We start from the raw sequence: 20,673 nt of genomic DNA, 5'->3' as shown, positions 1-20,673 counted from the left end.
CTACAGCCACCCGCTCGTTTCGGCGACCCGGACCGCTTCCGCGCGCGTGCGGGCTTGGGTCTTCCCGATCGCCGACGACAAGTGATTGCGCACCGTCCCCGCAGACAGGCCCAGCGCCGTCGCCATGTCCGCGACGGTTCCGCCTTCCGCGGCGGCGCGCAGGACGTCCGCCTCGCGGTCGGTGAGCGGGCTCGCGCCGCTGGCCAGCGATTCGGCGGCGAGGGCCGGGTCCACGAACCGCAGTCCGGCGTGCACCCGGCGGATCGCGTTGATCAGCTGTTCCGGGCGCGAATCCTTCACCACGAACCCGGCCGCGCCCGCGGACATCGCGCGCGACAGGTACCCGGGGCGGCTGAACGTGGTGCAGATCAGCACGCGGCAGTCCGGCAGCGCGCGGCGCAGGTCGGCGGTCACGGCGAGCCCGTCGCGGCCGGGCATCTGGACGTCGACGAGCGCGATGTCGGGCGTGGTCCGCTGCGCGGCGGGCACGACTTCGAGGCCGGAGCCGACCTCGGCGACCACCTCGAGGTCCGATTCCATCCGCAGCAGGGAAGCCAGCGCGCCGCGCACGAGCGCCTGGTCGTCGGCCAGCAGGACCCGGATCACGCCGCACCCGCCGGGCCGCGGGCCAGCACCCGGAATCCGCCGTGCGGGCCGCGGCCGTGTTCGAGCGAGCCGGACACCGCGGCCATCCGCTCGGCGAGGCCGGTGAGACCGTGTCCGGGGACGACGCCGTCCGGGACGGTGCCGTCGTCGGCGACTTCCAGCCAGTCGCGGCCGACGCGGATCGTGCAGCGCTGAGCATCGGAATGGCGGAGCACGTTCGTCACGGCTTCCCTTACTACGTAACCGAAAACGCCCTGCAGTTCGGGGGCCGCGGCATCGGGTGCGGGCAGGTCGGCGTGGACTCCGGCGGCGCGCAGCGCCATCCGGGCGCCGGCGACTTCGGTCGCGAGCGACACGGCGCGGTAGTCGGACACGGTGGCGCGGACGTCGGAGAGGGCTTCCCGGCACAGGTCGTCCAGGTCCCGGATCTCCCCGAGCGCCGCACGGGTGTCGCCGGAAGTCTCCAGGATCCGCCGCGTCAGGCCGAGTTTCAGCGTCATCGTGGAGAGGCTGTGGCCGAGTACGTCGTGCAGGTCCCGGGCGACGCGCTGCCGTTCCTGGTCGACGGCCATCCGCCGGATCTGCTCGCGGGCCAGTTTGAGATGGCCGATGGTGAACGTCAGCGCGTAGACGACGCCGAGGATCGCGGTGACGGCCACGAGCGTCAGGACCTCGCCCCAGCTGACCCGGCCGTCCCCGATGGCCATCCACGCGATCTGCGCGGCGGCCGTCCCGAAACCGAGCAGCAGGGAAAACCGCAGCGGCAACAGCATGAGGCCGGTCGCGATCGCGTAGGTGAGCCCGGTCAGGTACTCCGGGGAGCCCAGGATCAGTGCGGGCGTGGCGCCGAGCGCGAACATCGCCGCCACCATTGCTATCCGCCGCCGGCGCAGCGCGAGCGGGCCGAACCACAGCACCAGCAGGTACGCCAGGGCGTAGCAGCCGAGAAAGGCGAAAACGAGCCCCGTGCGCACCGGCCCGTACCGCCCGTCCGAGAGCGCGACGACCCAGGCGGCCAGGAAGCCCATCATGAGGCCGTTGACGACCACGGACCGGACGCGGCCGCGGTGCCGACTGGACGCTCCGCTCCGCGCGTCCGTCCAGAAACTCCAGTCCGGCCATTGGCGGGCCGAGAACCGGTCCGGATCGGGTTCGCGCACGTCGATCATGGTACGGGCGCCTCGCTGATGATCACCCATGACAAACGGCACGGGCGGTCCCGGCGGGGCGATGCTGGGGTGGCTGCATGTTGCACATAGAGAAGTCCGGGCTGGCGAAGTACGCGATCACCAGGGACGGCCAACTGGTCACCGTGGTCGAAGGCCGGTCCGGAGGACAATTCCGGCTGGACGGCACCAGCTACCGGATCCGACGTCGGCTCGGCACCTACCAGTTGCTGGCGGCCGACGGGTCGATCGTCGCCAGCGTGCACCGACCGGGCACGCGCCGCTGGAGCGTCGAGAGCGGCAGCGAGGTGCTTCGCTTCCGGCGGACCGCCCGCCACGACCACGCTCGGATCGACGAGGCCGGTGCCGTCTCCGCCAATGCTGCCGACCTGCCCGGCGTCGAACCGCGGCTCCAGGTGTTCGTGCTCGCGACGCTGGCAATGCGTACGCGCCGCCGCCGCGTCGTGGTCGTCGCCGGGAGTTGAGCGGCGACTACGCTGGACAGGTTCGCCCGCCTTCGCTGGAGAGACCTTGTCCGACCGCCGTGCCCTGACCGCCGACTGCGCGAGCTGTTTCGCGCTCTGCTGCGTCGCGCTCACCTTCACCAAATCAGCTGACTTCGCCATCGACAAGCGCGCCGGCGACCCGTGCCCGAACCTGCGGCGCGACTTCCGCTGCGGCATCCACGATCAGTTGCGCCCCAAGGGTTTCGCGGGCTGCACCGGGTACGATTGCTTCGGCGCCGGACAACAGGTTTCCCAGGTGACCTTCGGCGGCCGCAGCTGGCGCGAGGCACCCGAAACCCGCAAGCAGATGTTCGCCGCGCTCCCGGTTATGCGGGATCTGCACGAGTTGCTCTGGTATCTCACCGAGGCGCGCTCGCTGGCCGCCACCCGCGAGATCCACGCCGAGTTGGACGCGGCGATCGCCGAAATCGAGCAGGTGACCGCCGGAACCGCGGACGCAGTGCTGGCGATCGACGTCGACGCGCGGCGAGCCCAGGTGAACCCCCTGCTGGCACGCACCAGCGAACTGGTCCGCGCCGGAGCCGGACGCAAGAAGGACCGTCGCGGGGCCGACCTGATCGGCGCAAAACTGGCCGGAGCGGACCTGCGCAGCACGAACCTGCGCGGCGCGTACCTGATCGCGGCGAATCTCCGGGGCGCGGACCTGCGCCGAGCCGACCTGATCGGCGCGGATCTGCGCGACGCCGACGTCCGCGGCGCCGACTTCACCGGCAGTCTTTTCCTTACCCAGTCCCAAGTGAACGCCGCCCGCGGCGACGCCGCGACCAAGCTGCCTTCACGGCTGACCCGGCCCAAACACTGGTAGTCAGCGCGGCCGGGTAGATCCCACGACCACTCCGCCGAGCCGGGCGATCCAGCTGCCGCACACACAACGCACGTACTCGGTCCGGCTGCCCGCCGACGCGGGAACGACAGCGGAAGCGGGCAGCTCGGCCAGGGGCCAGCCGCAACGGGGGCAACGGTTTTCTTCCATGCCGCCATCGTGCGGTAATGGTTCAGTGCAGTTCAACCCTTACCGGACAAGACCGGACATCTTCCCGGCCGGCCGGGAAGATGTCCGGCTTCGCAGCCGGCCGGCGCGACCGTCGTGCGGCCCGCCGAGGCCGGTCTGCCCGACCGGCGTGCGGGACCGCACGCCGGTGCGATCGCGCTAGCGGGCCTCCGACTGCGCCGGCTCGACGCTCTCCTCGGCCGGCGGCCCGCTGTTCCTCTTGTGCGGCAGCAGCAACGCGGGAATCAGCGCCGCGCCGGTCAGGCCGATGGCCCACCAGAAGGTGCCGCCGAACGCGGCGGCTTTCGCGGCCAGGTCGTGGCCCGGGTTCGCGGAGAACTCGCGTTGCAGGATGACGGTCAGCACGGCGGCCCCGAGCGCGCCGCCGACGAGTTGCAGAATCCGGCTGGCGCTGGTGGCCGGGCCCATCTCGGACTTGCGCAGCTCCGCGTACGTCGCGGTGGTCGCGGCAAGCGGAGCCGCGCCGAGGCCGAGCGCGCCGACGAACTGAGCCACCGCCAGCACGACCAGATCGGCGTCCGGGCCGCCCAGCGCGTAGGGAACGGCGCCGCCCGCGGCCAAGGCCATCCCGGCGATCGCGATGGCCCGTTCCGCTCCGATCCGGTCGATGAGCTTCCCGGCGAACAGCGACGCGACGCCGATGCCGACCCCCTGCGGGATGAGCAGCACGCCCGCGGTGAAGACCGAGGCTCCGTGCACCTGCTGGTAGTACAGCGGCAGCAGCAGCGCGGTCCCGAACAACGAGGCTCCGAAGAGGAACAGCACCAGCGTGGACGCGGCGAACGACCGGATCCGGAAGAGCCGGACGTCGATGATGGGCGTCTGCTTGGTGAAGAGCGCGTGGAAGACGTAGGCCGTCACCAGCACCAGGCCCAGGATCAGCGTGGTCAGCACGAGCCCGGACCCGAAATCGCCGGTGCGGCCCACCTCGGACAGCGCGAACACGATGGCGGCGAACCCGACCGACAGCAGTGCGAGGCCGAGCACGTCGAGCCGGGCGGCGCCGCGCTTGCGGTCGTTCGGCATCAGCACCCAGGACAGCACGAGCGCGAGCAGGCACACCGGAATGTTGATGTAGAACGCCCACCGCCAGGACAGCGAGCCGATGACCAGGCCGCCGAGGACGGCGCCGAGCACCGGGGCGAGGCTGCCGGGCACGGCGACGAAGATCATCGCGCGGCCCATCCTGGCCTGGCCCGCCGCGGGGGCGAGGATCGTGCGGACCAGAGGCAGCAGCATGCCGCCGCCGACGCCCTGGACCACGCGGAACGCGATCAAGCTGCCGATCGACCAGGCGAAGCCGCACAGTACCGAGCCGATCATGAACACGACGATCGACACCAGCCACATCTTCTTGGCCCCGAAGCGGTCCACTGTCCAGGAAGTGACCGGGATGATCATCGACATCGCCAGCAGGTAGGCGGTGCTGACCCACTGGACCGTCGCCACGGTCGTGTCGAAAGACGTCTGCAGCGTATTGATCGCGACCGCCACGATCGTCGTGTCCAGCATCGACGCGAACGCGCCGAGCATCAGGACCAAGGCGAGTCGGATCAGGGCCGGGTCAAGCCGATCGCCCGGCGCGGGCCCGCCGGCGGCCTGGCCCCCCTCGTTCGGGGTGCCGCGGGTACCTGTCATGGAAGATCGGTTTCCTCTCGATGCGATTAGACTAGACCGACCAGTTCAGTCTTACTCTAGACTGACCGGTTCCGTCTAGTGGTGCGTTATGCTCGGCCCATGACTCAGCCAGCAGCGGCGCCGCCCGAGGGAAGGTCGGCCGCCAAGTACACGGCGATCCTGCGGGGGGCGACCGAGGTCTTCCTTCGCGAGGGCTACGTGCGAGCCAGCGTCGACGCCATCGCGGCGGCGGCCGGAGTCGGCAAGCAGACCGTCTACGGCCATTTCGGCAACAAGGAAAGGCTGTTTCTCGCGGTCGTCGAACGGGTGCGAGCCGAAGCGGCCGGCCCCGGCGTATGGAGCAACCTGATCGTCGACACCGGAAACCCGCGGGCCGACCTGGAAGCGACCGGCGAGCGGCTCCTGCGGATCCTGCTCGCTCCCGAAGTGGCCGCGTTGCACCGGCTGACCGTCGCGGAACTGACCCATCTGCCGGATCTGCAGCGGCTGTGGCGGGACAGCGACTCCACGCAGACCGCGATCGGCCTGATCGCCGACTACTTGCGCGAACGCGACCGGGCCGGCGATCTGCTGGTCCCGGATCCGGTGCTGTCGGCCCACCAGTTCAGCAACCTGCTCGGCATCGAAGGGCGCACCCGTTCGATGTACGGGGCGCAACCGATCACAGCGGCCGAGCGCGCGACGATCGCCCGCGAGGTCGCCGACCTGATCGTCCGCGCGCACCGGCGGGTCTGAGGCGGGCGCGGGGGCGCCGGCTCGATCGCCGCACCAGCCATCGCCGACCGGCTCCGCCAAGATGGCGATCCAGCGCGAGCCGGATCGAACCGCGGAGGTCCCTATGTCGAAGCAGCGGGTGCCCGTCTTGGTCGCCGGCGCCGGAACCGTCGGTCTCGCCGCCGCCGCTTTCCTCGCCCAGCACGGAGTCAGCCCGCTGGTGGTCGAGCGAAGGACGGGGCTGTCCGACCATCCCAGGGCGAGCAGCATCGGGCCGAGAGCGTGGGAGGCCGTGTTCAGCCTCGGCGTCGGAGCCGAGGCAGAGGCGGCCGCCGAGAAACGCAGCGAGACGCACGGCATGATCAAGGCCAGGACCATCGCCGACGCGGACCCGGCCGAGATCGCCCGGAAACCCAACCAGTCCAAGGCGTTCGCGGATCCGATCAAGGAGTTCACCCCGCGGTCCGACCTCGGCGGCTGCGGCCAGGACCGGCTCGACCGGATCCTGGCGGACGCGTACCGCCGCCATCGCGGGGCCGGCATCCGGTGGCGGACCGAAGTCGTCGAGATCCGCCCGGCCGCCGACCACGTCGAGATCGACCTGCACGACCGTCGCCGTGCGGGAGGACTTGGTGCTGCTGGAGGACAACACCTACGGCGTTTTCCGTGCGGCGGGCGCGGAACTGCCGACGCTGAAATCGCTGGACACCGGACGCAGGGTGATCTACCTCAGTTCGTTCGCCAAGTCCGTGTTCCCCGGTGCGCGCGTGGGGTTCCTGGTGGCCGACCAGGACGTGGTGGGCCACGAGGGCCGGAGGCGCTCGTTCGCGGAGGAACTGGCGAAACTCAAGAGCATGTTCACCGTCAACACCGGCGCGGTAGCCCAGGCGCTGGTCGGCGGGGCGCTCATCGCGTCAGGGCACAGCCTGCGCGCGGCCAACCGCGAAGCTGCCCAGGTCTACCGCGAAAAACTCGACACGATCACGGCCTCTCTCGCCGAGCACTTCCCCCCGGATCGGATCCGCGACCACGGCGTGCGCTGGACCAGGCCGGACGGCGGGTTCTTCGTCCTGCTGCGGGTGCCTTTCCCGACCGACCTCGCCGCCGCGGAGCGATCCGCTCGCGACTACGGCGTGTGCTGGGCGCCGGTGAACCCCCGGCACACCCGCACCGCCGACGGCGGCCTGATCAAACTGGGTTTCGCGTCGCTCGCGGTCGAGAACATCCGCGAAGGCATCGGCAGGCTGAGCCGATTCGCCCACGAAACCCCGCCGCAGCGGGAAGAACCTGTCGATCGCGATTACGCCGCCTCCTGAGATCGGCGGCGGATGCGGCCGGGCAGCCGACGTAAGCCCGAATCGATTTACGCACAGCGGGGCAGGACGTCGCGGAGACTCACCCGCGAGTCCACGGCTTTGCAGACCGTGCCACGACCGTCGTGAAGCGGGCCGGAGTCGCGCGCCGTGGCACCGATCCACGTTGGCAGGCTCCGCTGGTTGCCGAACCGTGCCCGGGGCTCTGTCCGATGAGGACGGACATCAGCGGGCGATGAGTGCCGCGACGGCGTCACCTGCGGATACGGTCCGTCCGGTCGTGTGCTGGTAGCGCCGCACGATGTCGCGATGGCGGACCCGTTGCCCGAGCCGTCGTTCGGCCCGCAGCACCGGATTGCGCCGCGGGATCGGAAACGCCGCTGCGAGACCGGCGAGCAGCGCCCGCTGATCGATGCCTGCGATGTCGAAGACCCACGACGTGCCGGGATCGAGCGCGACCAGCGCGAAGGCGAGATGTTCAGCCCGGTGTTCCCGCTCCCGGCGAGCGAGGGCGAGCCGCAGGGACGCCTCGTACGCCGCCTGCGCGTCCAGCCCGAGCGGCGGTTCTTGCCGGGCGCATCGTCGCCGCGCTTCCGCAATTCCGAGCGGCAGCAACGGTTCTCGTGCGGGCGGGCGGTCCAGTGCTGTCCCGGCCAGACGCTGGAACTCAATCCCGAGCGGCGCCAGCGCGGCTCGGTCCGCCGCTGCGCCAGCACCTGCGGGAGCAGCTAGCAGCACGGCTTGGCGAATCGCTTCTTCGGTTGCACCGTGGCCGGCCAGCACTGCGGCGACAGAACTGCCGGCGGCGAGCGCCAGCAGGAGATGTTCGCTGCCCGTGCGCGGATGTTCGAGCCCGCGCGCCAGCGTGATCGCCTGGCCTATGACCTGGCTCAACTCAGGGTGATCTCCTCTGAACATCAGGCCCCCTCGACGCGGTGGTACTTGCGGTGCACGGTCTGTTTGGCGACGCCTAGCCGGAGAGCGATGTCCCGCCAGGACCATCCGTTCTTCCGCGCCGTCGCCACCTGCTCGGCCTCCAGTTGCTCGACCAGCGTGCGAAGCCGGGCCACTGCCCGCAATCCCGCGTCGGGGTCGGTGCCGCGAACGGCCTGGTCGAGATCGGCAAGCATCGACATGGCCGTCAGCATATGCTGACGGTCGCTCGCGTGGCAATCGTGCCCCGGCAGGAGTCGAACCCGCGTTCCCGGCTTCGGACGCCGGAGTGTGCCGTGAGGGCGGTTTGGTCCCTACCGCCATGTCGGGACCGGGGACCACAGTCAGCACCGCGAGAATCCCAGCCGCCGCGAGAAACCGGAAGAACACGAGTCCCGCTCTCGCATTATCGAACGGCGGTGCGTGCCTTGTTCGCGCCAAATCCGGTCGCGGCCTGAGCACCTCGTCAGGCATCCTGCTCCGCGTGCCTCCAGCGCATATCCCCGGTGCGGAACTGTCGGGCCGCCTCTATCACGAGGCGGTGCATCCCCTGCTGTCCCGCCGCTTTCCTGGCCTGACCCACACCGCGGCGTTGATCGGTCCCGGCTCCGAAGTGCTCGGATTCGACACCGTCCGCTCCACCGACCACGACTGGGGACCGCGCCTGCAGCTCTTCCTGCGCTCCGGCGATCTCGCCGAATACGGCACCGGGATTTCCGAAATGTTCGCCCAGCGACTCCCCGCCACGATCGCCGGTTACTCGACCAACTTGGTCTCGGCCGGGGAACACGGGACGCGGCACATGCGGCCCGCGGTCGGACGCATCCAGCATGGGATCGTGGTTGCCGAACTCGGCGCCTGGCTGACGGGCTGCCTCGGCTTCGATCCCCGATCCGGGATCACCACGCTCGACTGGCTGGCCACTCCCACCCAAATTCTGGCCGGGGCCACCGCCGGCGCCGTTTTCCACGACGGCCTGGCCCAGCTTCACCCCGTCCGGCGCCAGCTGGCCTGGTATCCCGACGACGTGTGGCGCTACCTGCTGGCCTGCCAATGGCAACGCCTCAGCCAGGAAGAACCCTTCGTCGGACGCTGCGGCGACGTCGGCGACGAACTCGGATCGGCGATCATCGCAGCGCGCCTCGCCCGCGACCTGATCCGCCTGTGCCTGCTCCTCAACCGGGTCTACCCGCCCTACAGCAAGTGGCTCGGCAGAGCATTCGCCCGCTTGCCCTGCGCGACGCGGCTCGCGCCGATACTCACTGCTGCCGTGGCAGCGACCGATTGGCACGAGCGTGAGCACCACTTGGCCGCCGCCTACGAAGCCGTCGCCGCCCTGCACAACGAGGCCGGGCTCACCGAACCGGTCGACCCCCGCACGCGCTCGTTCCACGACCGGCCCTACCGGGTGCTGCACGCCGAGCGCTTCACCGCGGCCCTGATCGCGACCATCCGCGACCCCGCGCTGCGCGACTTGCCGCCGACCGGTGCCATCGACCAATTCGTCGACAGCACCGATGCCCTCGGATCCCGCACGCTCACTCGGCGCCTTGCCCAAGCAGTCTTTTCCGACGGAACCGAAGCGCTTTGATATCCCGCTCCAGGTCAATCAATCGGCGTGCCCGCGGTTTTCGACAACGTCTCCGCCATTCGTTCGGCGAGGCGCAGCGCCCGCCGATCGTCGAACCGTCCTCCTTGGACGGTCAGCCCAACCGGAAGACCGGCCCCGGGAACTGCCAGCGGGAAGGTCACCATGGGCGCCCCGAGCATCGCGCCCGGCGTCGTGTTCTGGGTGTAGACCTCGAAAGCGTCGGCGCGGGTTCCCAGATGCTCCACAGTCCCGTCGCAGTCGGCTGGCGGAGCCGGTGCGGGCGTGGTGGGAAACGCGAGCGCGTCGAGTGCGTGCTTGCGCAGCAGTTCCGCGTAGCACGCCCTTGCTTGCTCGGTTTGCTGCTGGGCGATCGCGTACGCGTCGGGCGACACCGGGGATGCTAGCTCTGCTTCCAGGATCTGCCGGACGTCAGGACTGCGCACGTCAGCGGCCAGCCGGGCGAACGCTTGCTCGGGGTTCATGCCCAGGACACGGGCAGCGACGTCGCCGAGCAGACGGCGGGCTTCCCAGCAGACGATCGGCATCGCCGCCGCACGGGTCAGCTCCCAGATGTCCACGAGCTTCACCGGCACCAGCTCGACGGTGTCCGCGAGCGCGGCCAAGGCCGGTTCGACCGCCGCTCGCGTACTGGGGTGCAGCTCGCGGAACAGCTCGTCGGGCACTCCGATCCGCGGGCGCGAAAGGTCCTGGCAGCTTGCTCCGCCGAGCATCGCCAGGTCGATCTCGGCGAGGCGCCGCACCGAGCGCGCGAAGATCCCGGGGGCGTCCCGCGTCCACGACAAGCCGACGATTCCCGCGGTCGGCCAGCGTCCGGTGCTGGGGCGGAATCCCGCGACCCCGCACAGGCTGGCCGGGATCGAGATCGAGCCCCCGGTGTCCGTGCCCAGCGCGACCTCGGCATGGCCGCGCGCGACGACCGCGGCGCTGCCGCCCGACGATCCCCCGGCCAGATAGCCCGGGCGGCCGGGCAAACGCACCGCGCCGTAGGAGGCGTTTTGCGACGTGATCCCGAAGGCGAGTTCGTGCATGTTCGCCATGCCGACGACCACCGCGCCGGTGCGGCGCAGCAGCGCGACGACCGGGGCGTCGGCCTCCTCCGGCGCGACGTCCAGAAGCTCGCATCCCGCGGATCGGCGCAGCCCGCGCACCGCGATGTTGGCTTTCACCGCGAGCGGATACGGCTTCGCGCCCGCCGACGGCACTTGAGCCGCGATCTCGTCAGCAGTGCAGGTTTGCGTCCAGTCTCCTGGTTCCGGTCGTTCGACCGCAGCCAGCGGGATAAGCGGCATCCGGGGCTCCTTTGCAGCGAATGAGGCTTATCCGGGAGTCTCGGCCTGCCGCGCGGTCCCCGCTATCGTCATTTCTGACGATGGCGCAGATGGTGCGCCGCCAGGGCCGCGCGGTTCGCGGCACCGGTCTTGGCGAACGCGTTGCTCAGGTGGGTCCGCAACGTCGGCGGCGCGATGCCGAGGGCCGCGGCGATCTGCTTGTCGCTGTAGCCCTCCGCGACCAGTTCAGCCACCTGGGCTTCGCGCCGCGACAGCGCCTTGCCGCCGACCGGGGTCTCCCGCGGCCAGGTCCGGGCGACCAGATCCCCGAAAGACCGGAAAACCCGCGCGTCGGCCTCGGTGAACGCGCGGCCGCCGCGCCCCCGCCACAGCCGCAGGTCCACGGAACCGGGGCCGGCATTGGCCGGGAAGTAGTTCATGCCGTGATACATGCCGCCGCGGTGCAGGAAGTCCTCGACGAACTCGGCGGAGACACCGACAGCCGGAGTGACGCGCGAAGCGCTCCCCCGCGCGAAAAGTTTCGGGGTCAGGTCGTCAACGTGCCGGAAATGCCGGTGGTAGGCGCGAAGCGCGTCGTCGCCGAGGTCGAGCTGAACCGGATCGGCGTAGGGCCCGGACGAATCGCAGACGAAGGAGGCGAAGACGTCGGCCCCGAGGATGCGACGCAGGACATCGCCCAGCAGAAGGCGCTTCTCCTTCGGCGGCGAGTCCGAGAGGACGATGTCGATCGCTTCGCACGTCAGTGCGTACTCCTGGCCCATGCTGCCTCGCTTCGGTGCGAAGTAGGGAGCGCGACGCTGGCTCAGCTCCGTCGGCTCACTGCTCGCGCGAAAGTGTAAGGGGCCATTCCGCGTGGCTCCCGCGTCCGGTCAGGCGGGCGGGGTTTCCAGACGTTCGGCGGTGTCGACGAGCAGGCGGACGATCCAGCGCCAGTCGTCCGGGTCAGTGGTGACAAACGGCTTCCGGGCGAAGAGGTAAAGGCGGTTCCGGACGATTTCGATGTGGACCGGGCGGGCGGTGTACCGGTCCAGGAGGTCCGGGGAGAAGAGGGCGCGGTCCAGGATGGCCTGAATCTCGCGGGCGCGGCCGAACGGACCGGAGACGGAGAAGACAGTCGTGCCGGGGCCGGTGAGGTCGGGGTGACCGAGTGCGTCGTTCGTGCCGCTGGTCAGCACGCCGGTGCGTTTCGCCCGCGAGTTCAGGAGGAGATGGGGCAGCTTGGCGTCGAGCGGAGTGGTCGCGTAGTGCCAGCGTTCGGCTGCCACCTCGCGGGTCCCGGTGACATGCTGGTACCACCCGAACTCCATCGGACGCGGCTGGTCGAACGCGACGACGTCGCCCGCCGCCCGGCGGGTGCCGACGGCGAAGATCCCGGCCGCCTGCTCCGGATTTTCGACAGCCCAGTGATAACTCAGCCCGTTGCGCGCCGCGAACTGCATGATGCGATAGCGGCTGATCCGCTCCTGAGCGCCGTCCTTGCGCATCAGCCGGACCACCGGAACGACCAGCACCAGCCCGACGAGCAACGGCGACAGCCCGAGGATTCGGATGCCGAACCCGCCGTCCGGATGAGCGTGAGCGAGGTACATGCTCAGCGGCACGCTGATGAACCCGAAGAAGACAACGGCGAGGAAGACCAGCCAGAGCGCACAGCAGGCGACGTCACGACCCGGGCGGTCGCCGTTCCGCTCCGCGTGGGCCAGCGCCGCGGCCGGATCGACCGGGGCGGAAAAGGGGGAAAAGTCCAGATCCTCGGGCACGGCGTAGGTTATCTCGACCAGCAGGCAGGTGTTGGCGGACGGGGCGGGTTCGTCGGCCGGACGACAGCAGCAGACCGGATGTGCCGAATCGCGGTGTCTGTCACCGGTAACGGGTCTAGGCCCCGCGGAAGTCGTCGGTGCGTCGTATACCCGCCAGATCACTGAGGACGTTCATGCGTATTTTGTTCTTCTCGATGCCAGCAGTCGGCCACTTCTTCCCGCTGGTGCCGTTGGCTCGCGCAGCGCGGGCCGCTGGGAACGAAGTGCTGATGGGGTCGTGCGGAGAAGCGGAACTGCTGGCCGAGGCGGCCCTGCCGATCGCCGACATCGCACCCGGGGCCACGTTGAAAAGCCTCTTCGCCGACTTCCACCGGCGGTACCCGGAAGTCAACGAGCGCATCATGGCCGGTTTCATGTCCGAAGACCTGGAGGGCGTGCACTTCGGAACCTTCTCCGACTGGCTGGCAGACGGGGCGGTCGCCACCGCGCAGAGGTGGCGACCTGATCTTGTGGTCTACGAGCGGATGGCACCGTTCGGATTGCTGGCCGCGAGGGTGCTGGGTGTGCCGGCGGTTCGGCACGAACTCGGGATTTCGCAGGGAGAACGAGCGGGGCAGTTGCGGCACATGGCCGCAGCGCTGCGGCGCCATGGGACGCAGGGACTGGTTGACGACGGCCCGTGGCTCGACATCGCGCCACCGAGCATCACCGGCGCTCGGCGCGGTGGCTGGCTGATGCGCCCGACACCGCACAATGGGAACGGAAAGCTTCCGAGCTGGCTACGCCGGAAGCCGCGGCGAGCGCTCATCGCGGTGACTCTGGGAACGATCGTGCCGCGGATGCAGGGCGTTGGCGTGGTGCAGCGGATCCTAGCGCTCGCACCGGAGGTGGACGCGGACTTCGTGCTCGCGCTGGAGCCGCGCGACCGTCAGAAGCTCGGCGCATTGCCAGCCAATGTGCGCGACGGTGGCTGGTTGCCGATGGGAGCGCTGCTCGCTGCCTGCACAGCCGTGGTGCACCACGGAGGCTCGGGAACGATGTACGCGGCGCTGGATTCCGGTGTGCCGCAATTGATGGTTCCGGACGGAGCGAGCGACCGAGGAGTCAACGCCGACGCCGTCGTCGCGCGCGGCGCAGGCATGGCGTGCGCGCCGGACAAGCTGGATGCGGGCTTGCTGCGGAGACTCGTCACAGACGAAGGGCTGCGTATCGCCGCGCAGGAGGTCCGTGCGGAACTGGCCGACATGCCCGAGCCTTCTCAAGTGGTAAAACGCTTCGGGGAGCTGGCCGTCTGAAATGACCGGCGAACACACTGGCTTGATGCTTCCGTTCAGGATCGGGCGCTCAGCATGCACTCAGACGACGTCCTCGTGGTCGTGGCACTCGACTGGTCGCGGCGGTTTTGCAGGTTCATCTGAGCCCGTTCGGACTCGAACCAAGAACCCTCCAACTAACAGCTATAAACACTTTCCAGTCTATGTCATTCGATTGTCGCGGCGTCCCTCTACGACCGATCGAGGGCCTGAAGTGCTTGTCGTCGCCCGTCGAACCCAGCATCGCCGGCACGCGATGGTGCACTGAGAGCGGTCTGCGAGGGCCGCGGTTCGAAATCGCTGTTGCGTGCGCGGACGGGTTGTGTCATTTCCGCCGGGTGAAGCCGCGTTCGCCAAGGTATTCGTCTGGTGGTTTGTCCGGCTGGAACATGGTGCCGGGTGCGGCGATGTCCGGGCCGTTGACGATGACGATGAGGCCGGTTTTCCGATCGATCACGGCCTCTGCTTCTTGCCCCGGCGCCAGCCGGTCGTACCAGTCTTTTGAACCGGCCCTCGCCATGATCTCCCCGATCAGCTGGGTGGCTTCGCGCACGGAGCGGACCCCGGCGCGGGTGAGATCCTCGCGGTGTCCGGAGTGTTCCCACGAGTGCTTGGCGATCTTGCGGTAGAGGCGCTCTTGCGCGTCGATGTCGCTGGTGTCGGCCGGGGCGGGCTCAGCGCGCGGACCGTGCTGGTAGTCCTCGATTTCCAGCCGTCCGAGTTCGTCCGCCGCGGCCCGGCTCACGGCCGGGTCGGCGTCGCGCAGCCGCTGCTCCAACCCGTCCCAGTCTTGGGAGAGTCCCGTGTTGCGGCCTTTCAGGGCGCGCATCCGCTGGACCAGCGCCTCGTTCTCCCGGCTGGTGTGCCCGGCGAGCCGAACCGGGCGTGGCGTCCGCGGGGGCGGGGCGACGGCGGGCGGATGGCGGACCGGATCAACGACCGGTCCACGGCCTGCTTTTCCGGGTGCCGCCGCCGGGGTGACTGGTCCCGGGTCGGTCACCGGGGCACCGTTGTCCTGCCCGGGTGCCTCCGCCGGGGGCGCTGATTCCTCGGGCGCGGTATTGACCACGAGATACACAGTGCCGGCCACGATCAGGACGGCGCCGATCAGAACCAGTGCGGGCAGCGCGAGCGCGGCCAGCCCCGCCCCGCCCACCGCCGCGGTGCCGCCGATGACGGCCGTCTCACCCGCCGCCGCCGCGGCGACGACGGTGCCCCCGGTAACCACCGTGCCTTCGGCCACCACGGCACCGCCGACGACGACCGCTCCGTCCGCGACGATCGCACCGCCCTCGACCACAACGGCCGAGGTGCTCGCTCCGGCCAGCAGCGAGCCCTCGCCCAGTGCCGTGCCGCCGGCCGACACAACCCCTTCCGCCAGCGGGGCGGCCGTGCTTCTGGCGGCGGCCGCGCCGAGGCTGGAGAACGTGAGCGGCGTTTCGCCCACGATGGGGGTCCAGGTGATCGGCGCGGCGGGAGTGAACGGCGGTGGTCCGGGCGGCAGCGGCAATCCGCTTATCTGACGCTGCACCACAGCTCCGGTCGTGGTCAGGGCACCCGGGGCGGCGGTGCCGTCGGCCACCGCGTCCGCCTCGCGTTCGCAGCCATGGCCCGCGGCGCCAACGCCCAACTCCGCCCCCGGGGCAGCTCCGCGCTGCTGCACGACGTGGGCCAGTTCATGCAGAAGGAGCCTGTTGCCGTCCGCGGTGCCGGGCCGGTAGTTCTCCGCAGGGCACACCACGTGGTCGCCGACGGTGTAAGCCCGGGCGCCGAGCTGCCGCGCGGATTCCGCCGCGCGCACGTCGCTGTGCACCCGCACGCGGCTGAAGTCCCAACCAAGAAGGTCTTGTGCATATGCACGCACCCCGGAATCCAGCGGATGCCCCGCCGAACTCACCGCCTCGTGCACCAGTTGCGGTGCTCGCCGCCGCTCGGGGCCGGATTCGGGCACGGCGTTCGTCTGCCGGGCGAATGCTCGCATCCCCCTTGTCTAGCGACCGGCCGTCACCGCCACGTCACGTCATTCCCCGTGGACAGCGATACGGGCCGCCGACGATGCGACCAACCGCTGTCCGGTGGCCCTCGCGGCGGAACCGGTCACGAGCCCGACGGAGGCCGGAGTGAACGCACATGTTGATCACATGTCTGGATCAATTTCCGACGAGATCAGCCATACACGCCGGCCAGGGAAGCCCCTCTTTCAAAGAGTTGCGGCGCAACGCTTTGAAAGCTGCCGCACCATCGGCACCCGACACGGCAATCGTCTTCCTTGGCTGAGGTTGGCGTCGACGAGGTCGTGGGCGTGTCCGCCACGCCCGTCGAAGATGCCGCGGCGCAGGTGCATGAGCAGCTTGCGGGTGAGGCGGAAGTCGAGCGCCGAATGTTGTCGGCGGGGCTCAGCATCGGCCGAGAATGCGCCAGAGTTGTCTCGGCAAGCTCCTCGCCAGGGTTCGCTGGTGAGGGTGCTCGCCTCTGCTCAGGGCTTGGCTTCGCCGCGGGGAGGACTCTGGTCACAAGGATGGGCTGGCGGTGACCGCTTCTGGAGCGTCGTCGGTCAGTGGGGCCGTGGTGATCGTCCGCATGCGGTCGCGGTATGGGGCGACGAGGTCGTGCCGCACACCGGAGGGGTCCAGCAGGAACGCTCTGCACCGCGATCTGGGCGCGGGTCCAGTTCAGTACCCAGGTGCCGAGGGGATGCCGCTCGGCGGTGTAGGTGTCCAGCAGCCCGTCCGGCGCCGTCCCCTGCACCGTGGCGGCGAGCTTCCAGCCGAGGTTCGTCGCGTCGCCCACACTCAGGTTGAGCCCAGCAGCGACGCTCATGCTGGCCGCCGGAGTGGACCTGAAGGTGGTCCAGCACCTCCTTCGCCACTCGTCGATCAAGGTCACCATGGACCTCTATACCAACGTTGCCCAGGAAGTCGCCGCCGACGCCGCCCGGGAACTCGCGTCGGCGATCCCCCCTGGCAGGCCGCGTTGCACCGTGCCCGCGCCCTCGGGCTCGCAGGAGACCACAATGGACGGTCGGCCACCGGACAACCCTCGCGCGAACAGCACAAAACCCCAGGTCACCAGCACCGGTGACCTGGGGCCGGAAGTGGGCCGCCAGGGATTCGAACCCTGAACCCGCCGGGTAAAAGCCGGCTGCTCTGCGCGATTGAGCTAACGGCCCGCGGCGAAGGCGGGAAAAGGAGCTGCCCGTCGAGGGTTCGAACCTCGGTTTCCGCGTCCAGAGCGCGGCGTCCTGCCAGTTGGACGAACGGGCACGGGCTCCCGGTCCAGGATTCGAACCTGGGCCCGCGGATCCAAAATCCGCGATGCTGCCGGTTACACCAACCGGGAACGAGTCGGATGCCCGCGGGTCGAACGCGGTGTCTCCTGGTCCCGAACCAGGCGGGGTCGCCGATGCCCCTCGCATCCGGGAATGTGCGCAGGCGCCGGCGCCCCCTCGGCGCCGGGCCCGTACCCCTGCCAGGACTCGAACCTGGTGCCTCCGCATTCGTAGTGCGGCGCTCTTTCCCGATGAGCTACAAGGGTGTGTCCGGCAGGAACCGGACGACGAACGGCCGGAGGGCATCGAACCCTCTTCTTCGGTTTGGAAGACCGACGTGTCCGCCGAGTTCACCACGACCGCAGGACGCGCCCTGGCCTGGGCGCAGTGGTGAAGGAGGGAGTCGAACCCTCACTGCCCGCACAGGGGCGCCCGGGTTACAGCCGGGTGGGGCCGCCACCGCCCCGTCTTCACCGTGCGGGTCCGGCGGCGCGTGGCTGCCGGACCCGGCGCTCGTCCTGGCCGCGGGTGAGGCGACGGGGACGAGTCTCGGAAATGTCTTGCTCCGCTGTGCAGTTGTCAAAGGACCGGAAAATGGACAGCAGGGAAATGCCGTCGCGAAATAACAGGCGCAATTAATCGCCTTTGGAGGCCATGACGAAAGAAGCCGCCCGGGTCGGTTTCCCGACGGGGCGGCTCCCGGTGCGCGGCGACTGTCGCGTCAGGTCAGGGAGCGGATACCGCCGAGGTGGCCGCCTTTTTGGCAGGTGCGGCACTGATAGACAGAACGCTGCGCAGCGTGGACCGCGGCCGGATATTGGCCTCGCGTCTCCCGCTTCCGCGTGTTCGTCATGTCCGCTCCTTCATCCGCTGTGGTGCATTCATCTTCACCTACGCCGAAGCGGTGAGTCAATCTTATTTTCCGGAGAAAGATTTCCCCGGGCACGCGGATCGTGTTGTAATGGTCGAGTGCACTTCAATCCTTACGGCGGCGCGGGCGCGCAAGTAGCCGCCGACCTGGCCACCCTTGCCCAGCGCGACGGCGTCACGGCCGCTGAGGTGCGGGCCGCGGGGCAGGCGCGCGACATGGTGTTGCCGCGCATCACCGCGGACGAAGCCGAGCAGATCCTGCTGTGGGGACGGAGGCTGCACGAGGTGTTCGTCGCGGAGACAACGGCCGAGCGGATCGATCTCCTGAACGAGCTGCTCGCCGTCGCCGCGTGTCGGCCGAACATCGCCAGTCACGACGGGAAAGCGCCGCATCTGCACTACTCCAGCGAAGGCGCGGGCGTGGTCGAGCGGTTCTACGCCTACACCGCGGGCGGGCTCGCGCATCTCGTGTGCGAGGAGCCGCACCGCCTCGGCGTCTGTGCGCGCGAGGGGTGCGGCATCGCGTTCGTGGACACGTCGCGTAACGGGCGCCGGCGGTTCTGTTCCACTCGCTGCGGCACGCGGGTCAACGTCGCCGACCATCGCGCGCGGCAGCTGGCGGGCTGAGCAGCAGATCAGTCGGCCGCTTCGAACGACTGCAGTTCCGGGTATTTCGGGGCGATCGTGTCGCCGGAGGACTCGCCGCGCAGACGGCGGCCGATCCACGGCAGCGCGTGTTCCCGGCCCCAGCGGAGGTTCGCCGCGCGCTGTTCCCGCGTCGACAGGCGCGGCCGCGGACCCAGCGCGGCGTGCGTGAGGCTGTGCTGCACGCCCAGCGCGTCGAGGACGGCGATGGCGATTTCGGTGTGCCCGGCCGCGTTGAGGTGCAGGCGATCCGGCGACCACATGCGACGGTCGCGCAGCTGGCGCATGGACCACATGTCCACCAGCAGCGTCTCGTGCCGGGCCGCGATGCCGCGTACGTGCTCGTTGTAGATCGCGACCCGTCCGCGGATCTGGCGGAACAGCGCGTCTTCCACGCCGTCGACGCCGGTGAACAGCAGCACCTGCGCGCCGGCCGCGCGGAATCGGGCCACCGCGCGCTCGTACGAGTCGGCGAGGCTGTCGACGTCGACCCGCGGCCGCATCAGGTCGTTGCCGCCCGCGTAGGCGGTGACGAGGTCCGGCTTCATCGCCAGCGCCGGTTCGACCTGCTCGTTCAGCACCTGCGGCAGGAGCTTCCCGCGCACCGCCAGATTCGCGTACCGGAACCCGGGCTCCCCGGCGGCCAGCACCTCGGCGACCCGGTCGGCCCAGCCGCGCACCCCGTTGCGCGCGGACGGATCGTCGTCCCCGACGCCTTCGGTGAACGAGTCGCCAATACAGACTAAGCGGTTGGTCATCAGCTCAGTTTAGGCCCGGCTCCCCCACCCCTCGCGACGGCGCCCGCGGACACCAGAGTAGCTCCGGCGAGGCCGCCCCAGAGCGCGCCGGGGCCGAGCGGCGCGAGCGCGGTGAGCACCGCCGGGGAGACCGCCAGCCCGACGCCGGTCGACAGTTCGAAGCGGGCCACCGCCCGGCCGAGCAGGCGTGCGGGTGCCAGGGCCATGACGAACGCCGTGGCGCTGCCCGCGTAGATGATCTCGCCGATGGTGCAGACCACCGAGACCGCGGCGATCGCGGGCGCCGCCCAGCCGGTTCCGAGCAGGGTCGCCGCGAGAAAGCCGAGGTACGACAACGTGAGCACGACTCCGCCGCCTGCCAGCGCGGTCCGCCGGGAAACTCGCGCGAGCAGGACTGTGACCGGCACTTGCAGGGCGACGACGAGCACGGTGTTGGCCACGAAGATCGCCGCCGACCACACCGGGGACGCGTGCAGATACGCGGTCAGCACCAACGGCAACGCGATCTCCGGGACGTTCAGGCAGAACGCGTAGATGACGTTCGCGGCCAGCAGCGAACCCATCCGCGGCGCGCTCTCCACAGAGGGTTCCGCCACAGCGGCCGGAGCTCGCAAGTGGACTGACCACGCCAGGACTGCGGCGAGCAGGTACGCGATCCCGGTGCCGATTGCCATGGCGCGCAACGCGTTCGAGCCACCGGCGAGGCACGCGGTCGCCAGCAGAGCGCCGATGCCGAGCGCTGCGTTGCGGAGCGAACGACCGGCCGCGACGGCGGCATCGCGTTGCCTGCCTTCGGCGAGCGTCGCGACGAGTGCCGCGTGCGCTGCTGGCCACGCTTGGTTTCCCGCCGAGAGAAGAACAGCGGCATCGACGAACGGCCACAGCTCCCCCGGCGGCGCGGCGAGCAGCAGCACGACACCGACCGCACGCACCAGCATCGAAGCGGCCACCACCGTGGTGCGCGCGCCGCGCTCGAGCCACCGTCCCACGAACGGCATGCAGCCGAGCCCGGCCACGACGCCCGCGGTCATGGCGGCACCGGTCGCGGGCGCGGACAGGCCGAGCACGGTCACGCCGTAGATCAGGAGAAACGGGCGCAACAGCCCGGTGCCGAGTGCGTCGACGGCCATGGCGGCGGCGTAGCGCGGGCCGCCGGAGACGCGGATCAGCGCGCTCGGCCGGATCTTGGTGGTCATGGCGCTCGACACTCCCGCTCCCACTTCGGCCGGAGCACGCCGATTCGCAGTTT

General features: G+C 70.0%; 19 protein-coding genes, 6 tRNA genes and 2 pseudogenes. 9 read left to right on the top strand and 18 right to left on the bottom strand.

Annotation, left to right across the window (positions count from 1 at the left end):
• Both AB5I40_RS03770 and AB5I40_RS03765 read right to left on the bottom strand, forming a co-directional pair.
• Positions 1 to 606 (bottom strand): DNA-binding response regulator, encoded by a 606-nt coding sequence (locus AB5I40_RS03770; RefSeq protein ID WP_370937008.1) that lies wholly within the window; start codon positions 604 to 606, stop codon positions 1 to 3.
• Complete coding sequence (locus AB5I40_RS03765) at positions 603 to 1,766, bottom strand: sensor histidine kinase (RefSeq protein ID WP_370937007.1); 1,164 nt, start codon at positions 1,764 to 1,766, stop codon at positions 603 to 605. Before AB5I40_RS03765 ends, AB5I40_RS03770 begins: the two co-directional genes overlap by 4 nt.
• 86 nt (positions 1,767 to 1,852) lie before the next feature.
• On the opposite strand from AB5I40_RS03765, the gene AB5I40_RS03760 reads away from it, so the two are divergent.
• Together AB5I40_RS03760 and AB5I40_RS03755 are read left to right on the top strand one after the other, a co-directional pair.
• Positions 1,853 to 2,257 carry a hypothetical protein gene (locus AB5I40_RS03760; RefSeq protein WP_370937006.1) on the top strand — a complete coding sequence of 135 codons (405 nt, stop codon included), beginning with the start codon at positions 1,853 to 1,855 and terminating at the stop codon, positions 2,255 to 2,257.
• 46 nt (positions 2,258 to 2,303) lie between these two features.
• Complete coding sequence (locus tag AB5I40_RS03755) at positions 2,304 to 3,104, top strand: pentapeptide repeat-containing protein (protein WP_370937005.1); 801 nt, start codon at positions 2,304 to 2,306, stop codon at positions 3,102 to 3,104.
• A gap of 345 nt (positions 3,105 to 3,449) precedes the next feature.
• Here AB5I40_RS03755 and AB5I40_RS03750 read toward each other — a convergent pair whose 3' ends face one another.
• The gene (locus AB5I40_RS03750) at positions 3,450 to 4,949 is read right to left on the bottom strand and encodes a DHA2 family efflux MFS transporter permease subunit (protein ID WP_370937004.1); all 1,500 of its coding nucleotides are present in this window, start codon (positions 4,947 to 4,949) and stop codon (positions 3,450 to 3,452) included.
• A gap of 99 nt (positions 4,950 to 5,048) precedes the next feature.
• Between AB5I40_RS03750 and AB5I40_RS03745 the strand changes: the two genes are divergently transcribed.
• The 3 genes and pseudogenes from AB5I40_RS03745 to AB5I40_RS03735 all read left to right on the top strand — a co-directional run bounded on the left by AB5I40_RS03745 (position 5,049) and on the right by AB5I40_RS03735 (position 6,979).
• Positions 5,049 to 5,684, top strand: coding sequence for a TetR/AcrR family transcriptional regulator C-terminal domain-containing protein (locus AB5I40_RS03745; RefSeq protein WP_370937003.1), 636 nt, complete (start codon positions 5,049 to 5,051; stop codon positions 5,682 to 5,684).
• A 61-nt stretch (positions 5,685 to 5,745) separates the two neighbouring features.
• Positions 5,746 to 6,219 (top strand): annotated as a pseudogene (locus AB5I40_RS03740) (FAD-dependent monooxygenase); the annotation flags it as partial.
• Positions 6,220 to 6,280: 61 nt separating this feature from the next.
• Positions 6,281 to 6,979 carry an aminotransferase class I/II-fold pyridoxal phosphate-dependent enzyme gene (locus AB5I40_RS03735; protein WP_370937002.1) on the top strand — a complete coding sequence of 233 codons (699 nt, stop codon included), beginning with the start codon at positions 6,281 to 6,283 and terminating at the stop codon, positions 6,977 to 6,979.
• Positions 6,980 to 7,201: 222 nt separating this feature from the next.
• Here AB5I40_RS03735 and AB5I40_RS03730 read toward each other — a convergent pair whose 3' ends face one another.
• The 3 genes from AB5I40_RS03730 to AB5I40_RS03720 form a co-directional block, all read right to left on the bottom strand.
• Positions 7,202 to 7,870 (bottom strand): Clp protease N-terminal domain-containing protein, encoded by a 669-nt coding sequence (locus AB5I40_RS03730; protein ID WP_370937001.1) that lies wholly within the window; start codon positions 7,868 to 7,870, stop codon positions 7,202 to 7,204.
• Positions 7,871 to 7,893: 23 nt separating this feature from the next.
• Positions 7,894 to 8,112, bottom strand: coding sequence for an RNA polymerase subunit sigma-70 (locus AB5I40_RS03725; RefSeq protein ID WP_370937000.1), 219 nt, complete (start codon positions 8,110 to 8,112; stop codon positions 7,894 to 7,896).
• A 40-nt stretch (positions 8,113 to 8,152) separates the two neighbouring features.
• Positions 8,153 to 8,213 (bottom strand) — tRNA-Ser (locus AB5I40_RS03720).
• 18 nt (positions 8,214 to 8,231) lie between these two features.
• Here AB5I40_RS03720 and AB5I40_RS03715 point away from each other — a divergent pair.
• On the top strand, positions 8,232 to 9,500 hold the full coding sequence (locus tag AB5I40_RS03715) for a DUF4037 domain-containing protein (protein ID WP_370936999.1): 1,269 nt from the start codon (positions 8,232 to 8,234) through the stop codon (positions 9,498 to 9,500).
• A gap of 14 nt (positions 9,501 to 9,514) precedes the next feature.
• On the opposite strand, the gene AB5I40_RS03710 is transcribed toward AB5I40_RS03715, so the two are convergent.
• The 3 genes from AB5I40_RS03710 to AB5I40_RS03700 form a co-directional block, all read right to left on the bottom strand.
• On the bottom strand, positions 9,515 to 10,810 hold the full coding sequence (locus AB5I40_RS03710; protein WP_370936998.1) for an amidase family protein: 1,296 nt from the start codon (positions 10,808 to 10,810) through the stop codon (positions 9,515 to 9,517).
• Positions 10,811 to 10,878: 68 nt separating this feature from the next.
• Complete coding sequence (locus tag AB5I40_RS03705; protein WP_370936997.1) at positions 10,879 to 11,571, bottom strand: LuxR C-terminal-related transcriptional regulator; 693 nt, start codon at positions 11,569 to 11,571, stop codon at positions 10,879 to 10,881.
• 108 nt (positions 11,572 to 11,679) lie between these two features.
• Positions 11,680 to 12,570 carry a hypothetical protein gene (locus AB5I40_RS03700; protein ID WP_370936996.1) on the bottom strand — a complete coding sequence of 297 codons (891 nt, stop codon included), beginning with the start codon at positions 12,568 to 12,570 and terminating at the stop codon, positions 11,680 to 11,682.
• Between the two features lie 137 nt (positions 12,571 to 12,707).
• Here AB5I40_RS03700 and AB5I40_RS03695 point away from each other — a divergent pair, with 137 nt between their 5' ends.
• Entirely contained in the window at positions 12,708 to 13,865 is a 1,158-nt protein-coding gene (locus AB5I40_RS03695; RefSeq protein WP_370936995.1) for a glycosyltransferase, read from the top strand.
• A gap of 343 nt (positions 13,866 to 14,208) precedes the next feature.
• Here the strand turns inward: AB5I40_RS03695 and AB5I40_RS03690 are convergent, their stop codons facing one another.
• Together AB5I40_RS03690 and AB5I40_RS03685 are read right to left on the bottom strand one after the other, a co-directional pair.
• Positions 14,209 to 15,864: a DUF4157 domain-containing protein gene (locus tag AB5I40_RS03690; RefSeq protein WP_370936994.1), complete on the bottom strand. Its 1,656-nt coding sequence runs from the start codon at positions 15,862 to 15,864 to the stop codon at positions 14,209 to 14,211.
• A gap of 665 nt (positions 15,865 to 16,529) precedes the next feature.
• Positions 16,530 to 16,688, bottom strand: a pseudogene (locus AB5I40_RS03685) (FAD-dependent monooxygenase); the annotation flags it as partial.
• 13 nt (positions 16,689 to 16,701) lie between these two features.
• Here AB5I40_RS03685 and AB5I40_RS03680 point away from each other — a divergent pair.
• A complete protein-coding gene (locus AB5I40_RS03680; RefSeq protein WP_370936993.1) occupies positions 16,702 to 17,004 on the top strand; it encodes a hypothetical protein in 303 nt (100 codons plus the stop codon).
• Here the strand turns inward: AB5I40_RS03680 and AB5I40_RS03675 are convergent.
• From AB5I40_RS03675 to AB5I40_RS03655, 5 genes are all read right to left on the bottom strand, one after another.
• Positions 16,979 to 17,052: transfer RNA gene (locus AB5I40_RS03675), tRNA-Lys, on the bottom strand. The genes AB5I40_RS03680 and AB5I40_RS03675 overlap by 26 nt on opposite strands.
• 22 nt (positions 17,053 to 17,074) lie before the next feature.
• Positions 17,075 to 17,146: transfer RNA gene (locus AB5I40_RS03670), tRNA-Gln, on the bottom strand.
• 4 nt (positions 17,147 to 17,150) lie between these two features.
• Positions 17,151 to 17,222: transfer RNA gene (locus AB5I40_RS03665), tRNA-Gln, on the bottom strand.
• A gap of 121 nt (positions 17,223 to 17,343) precedes the next feature.
• Positions 17,344 to 17,417: transfer RNA gene (locus tag AB5I40_RS03660), tRNA-Arg, on the bottom strand.
• A gap of 24 nt (positions 17,418 to 17,441) precedes the next feature.
• Positions 17,442 to 17,514 (bottom strand) — tRNA-Gly (locus AB5I40_RS03655).
• A 606-nt stretch (positions 17,515 to 18,120) separates the two neighbouring features.
• Here AB5I40_RS03655 and AB5I40_RS03650 point away from each other — a divergent pair.
• On the top strand, positions 18,121 to 18,648 hold the full coding sequence (locus AB5I40_RS03650; protein ID WP_370936992.1) for a CGNR zinc finger domain-containing protein: 528 nt from the start codon (positions 18,121 to 18,123) through the stop codon (positions 18,646 to 18,648).
• An 8-nt stretch (positions 18,649 to 18,656) separates the two neighbouring features.
• Here AB5I40_RS03650 and AB5I40_RS03645 read toward each other — a convergent pair whose 3' ends face one another.
• The gene (locus AB5I40_RS03645; RefSeq protein ID WP_370936991.1) at positions 18,657 to 19,424 is read right to left on the bottom strand and encodes an SGNH/GDSL hydrolase family protein; all 768 of its coding nucleotides are present in this window, start codon (positions 19,422 to 19,424) and stop codon (positions 18,657 to 18,659) included.
• On the bottom strand, positions 19,424 to 20,620 hold the full coding sequence (locus AB5I40_RS03640) for an MFS transporter (protein ID WP_370936990.1): 1,197 nt from the start codon (positions 20,618 to 20,620) through the stop codon (positions 19,424 to 19,426). Before AB5I40_RS03640 ends, AB5I40_RS03645 begins: the two co-directional genes overlap by 1 nt.
• Between the last annotated feature and the right edge of the window lie 53 nt (positions 20,621 to 20,673).

It is taken from the genome of Amycolatopsis sp. cg13 (assembly GCF_041346965.1).
GTDB lineage: Bacteria > Actinomycetota > Actinomycetes > Mycobacteriales > Pseudonocardiaceae > Amycolatopsis.
The sequence above is the reverse complement of the archived record's forward strand: the minus strand, read 5'-3'. Positions and strand labels throughout refer to the sequence as shown.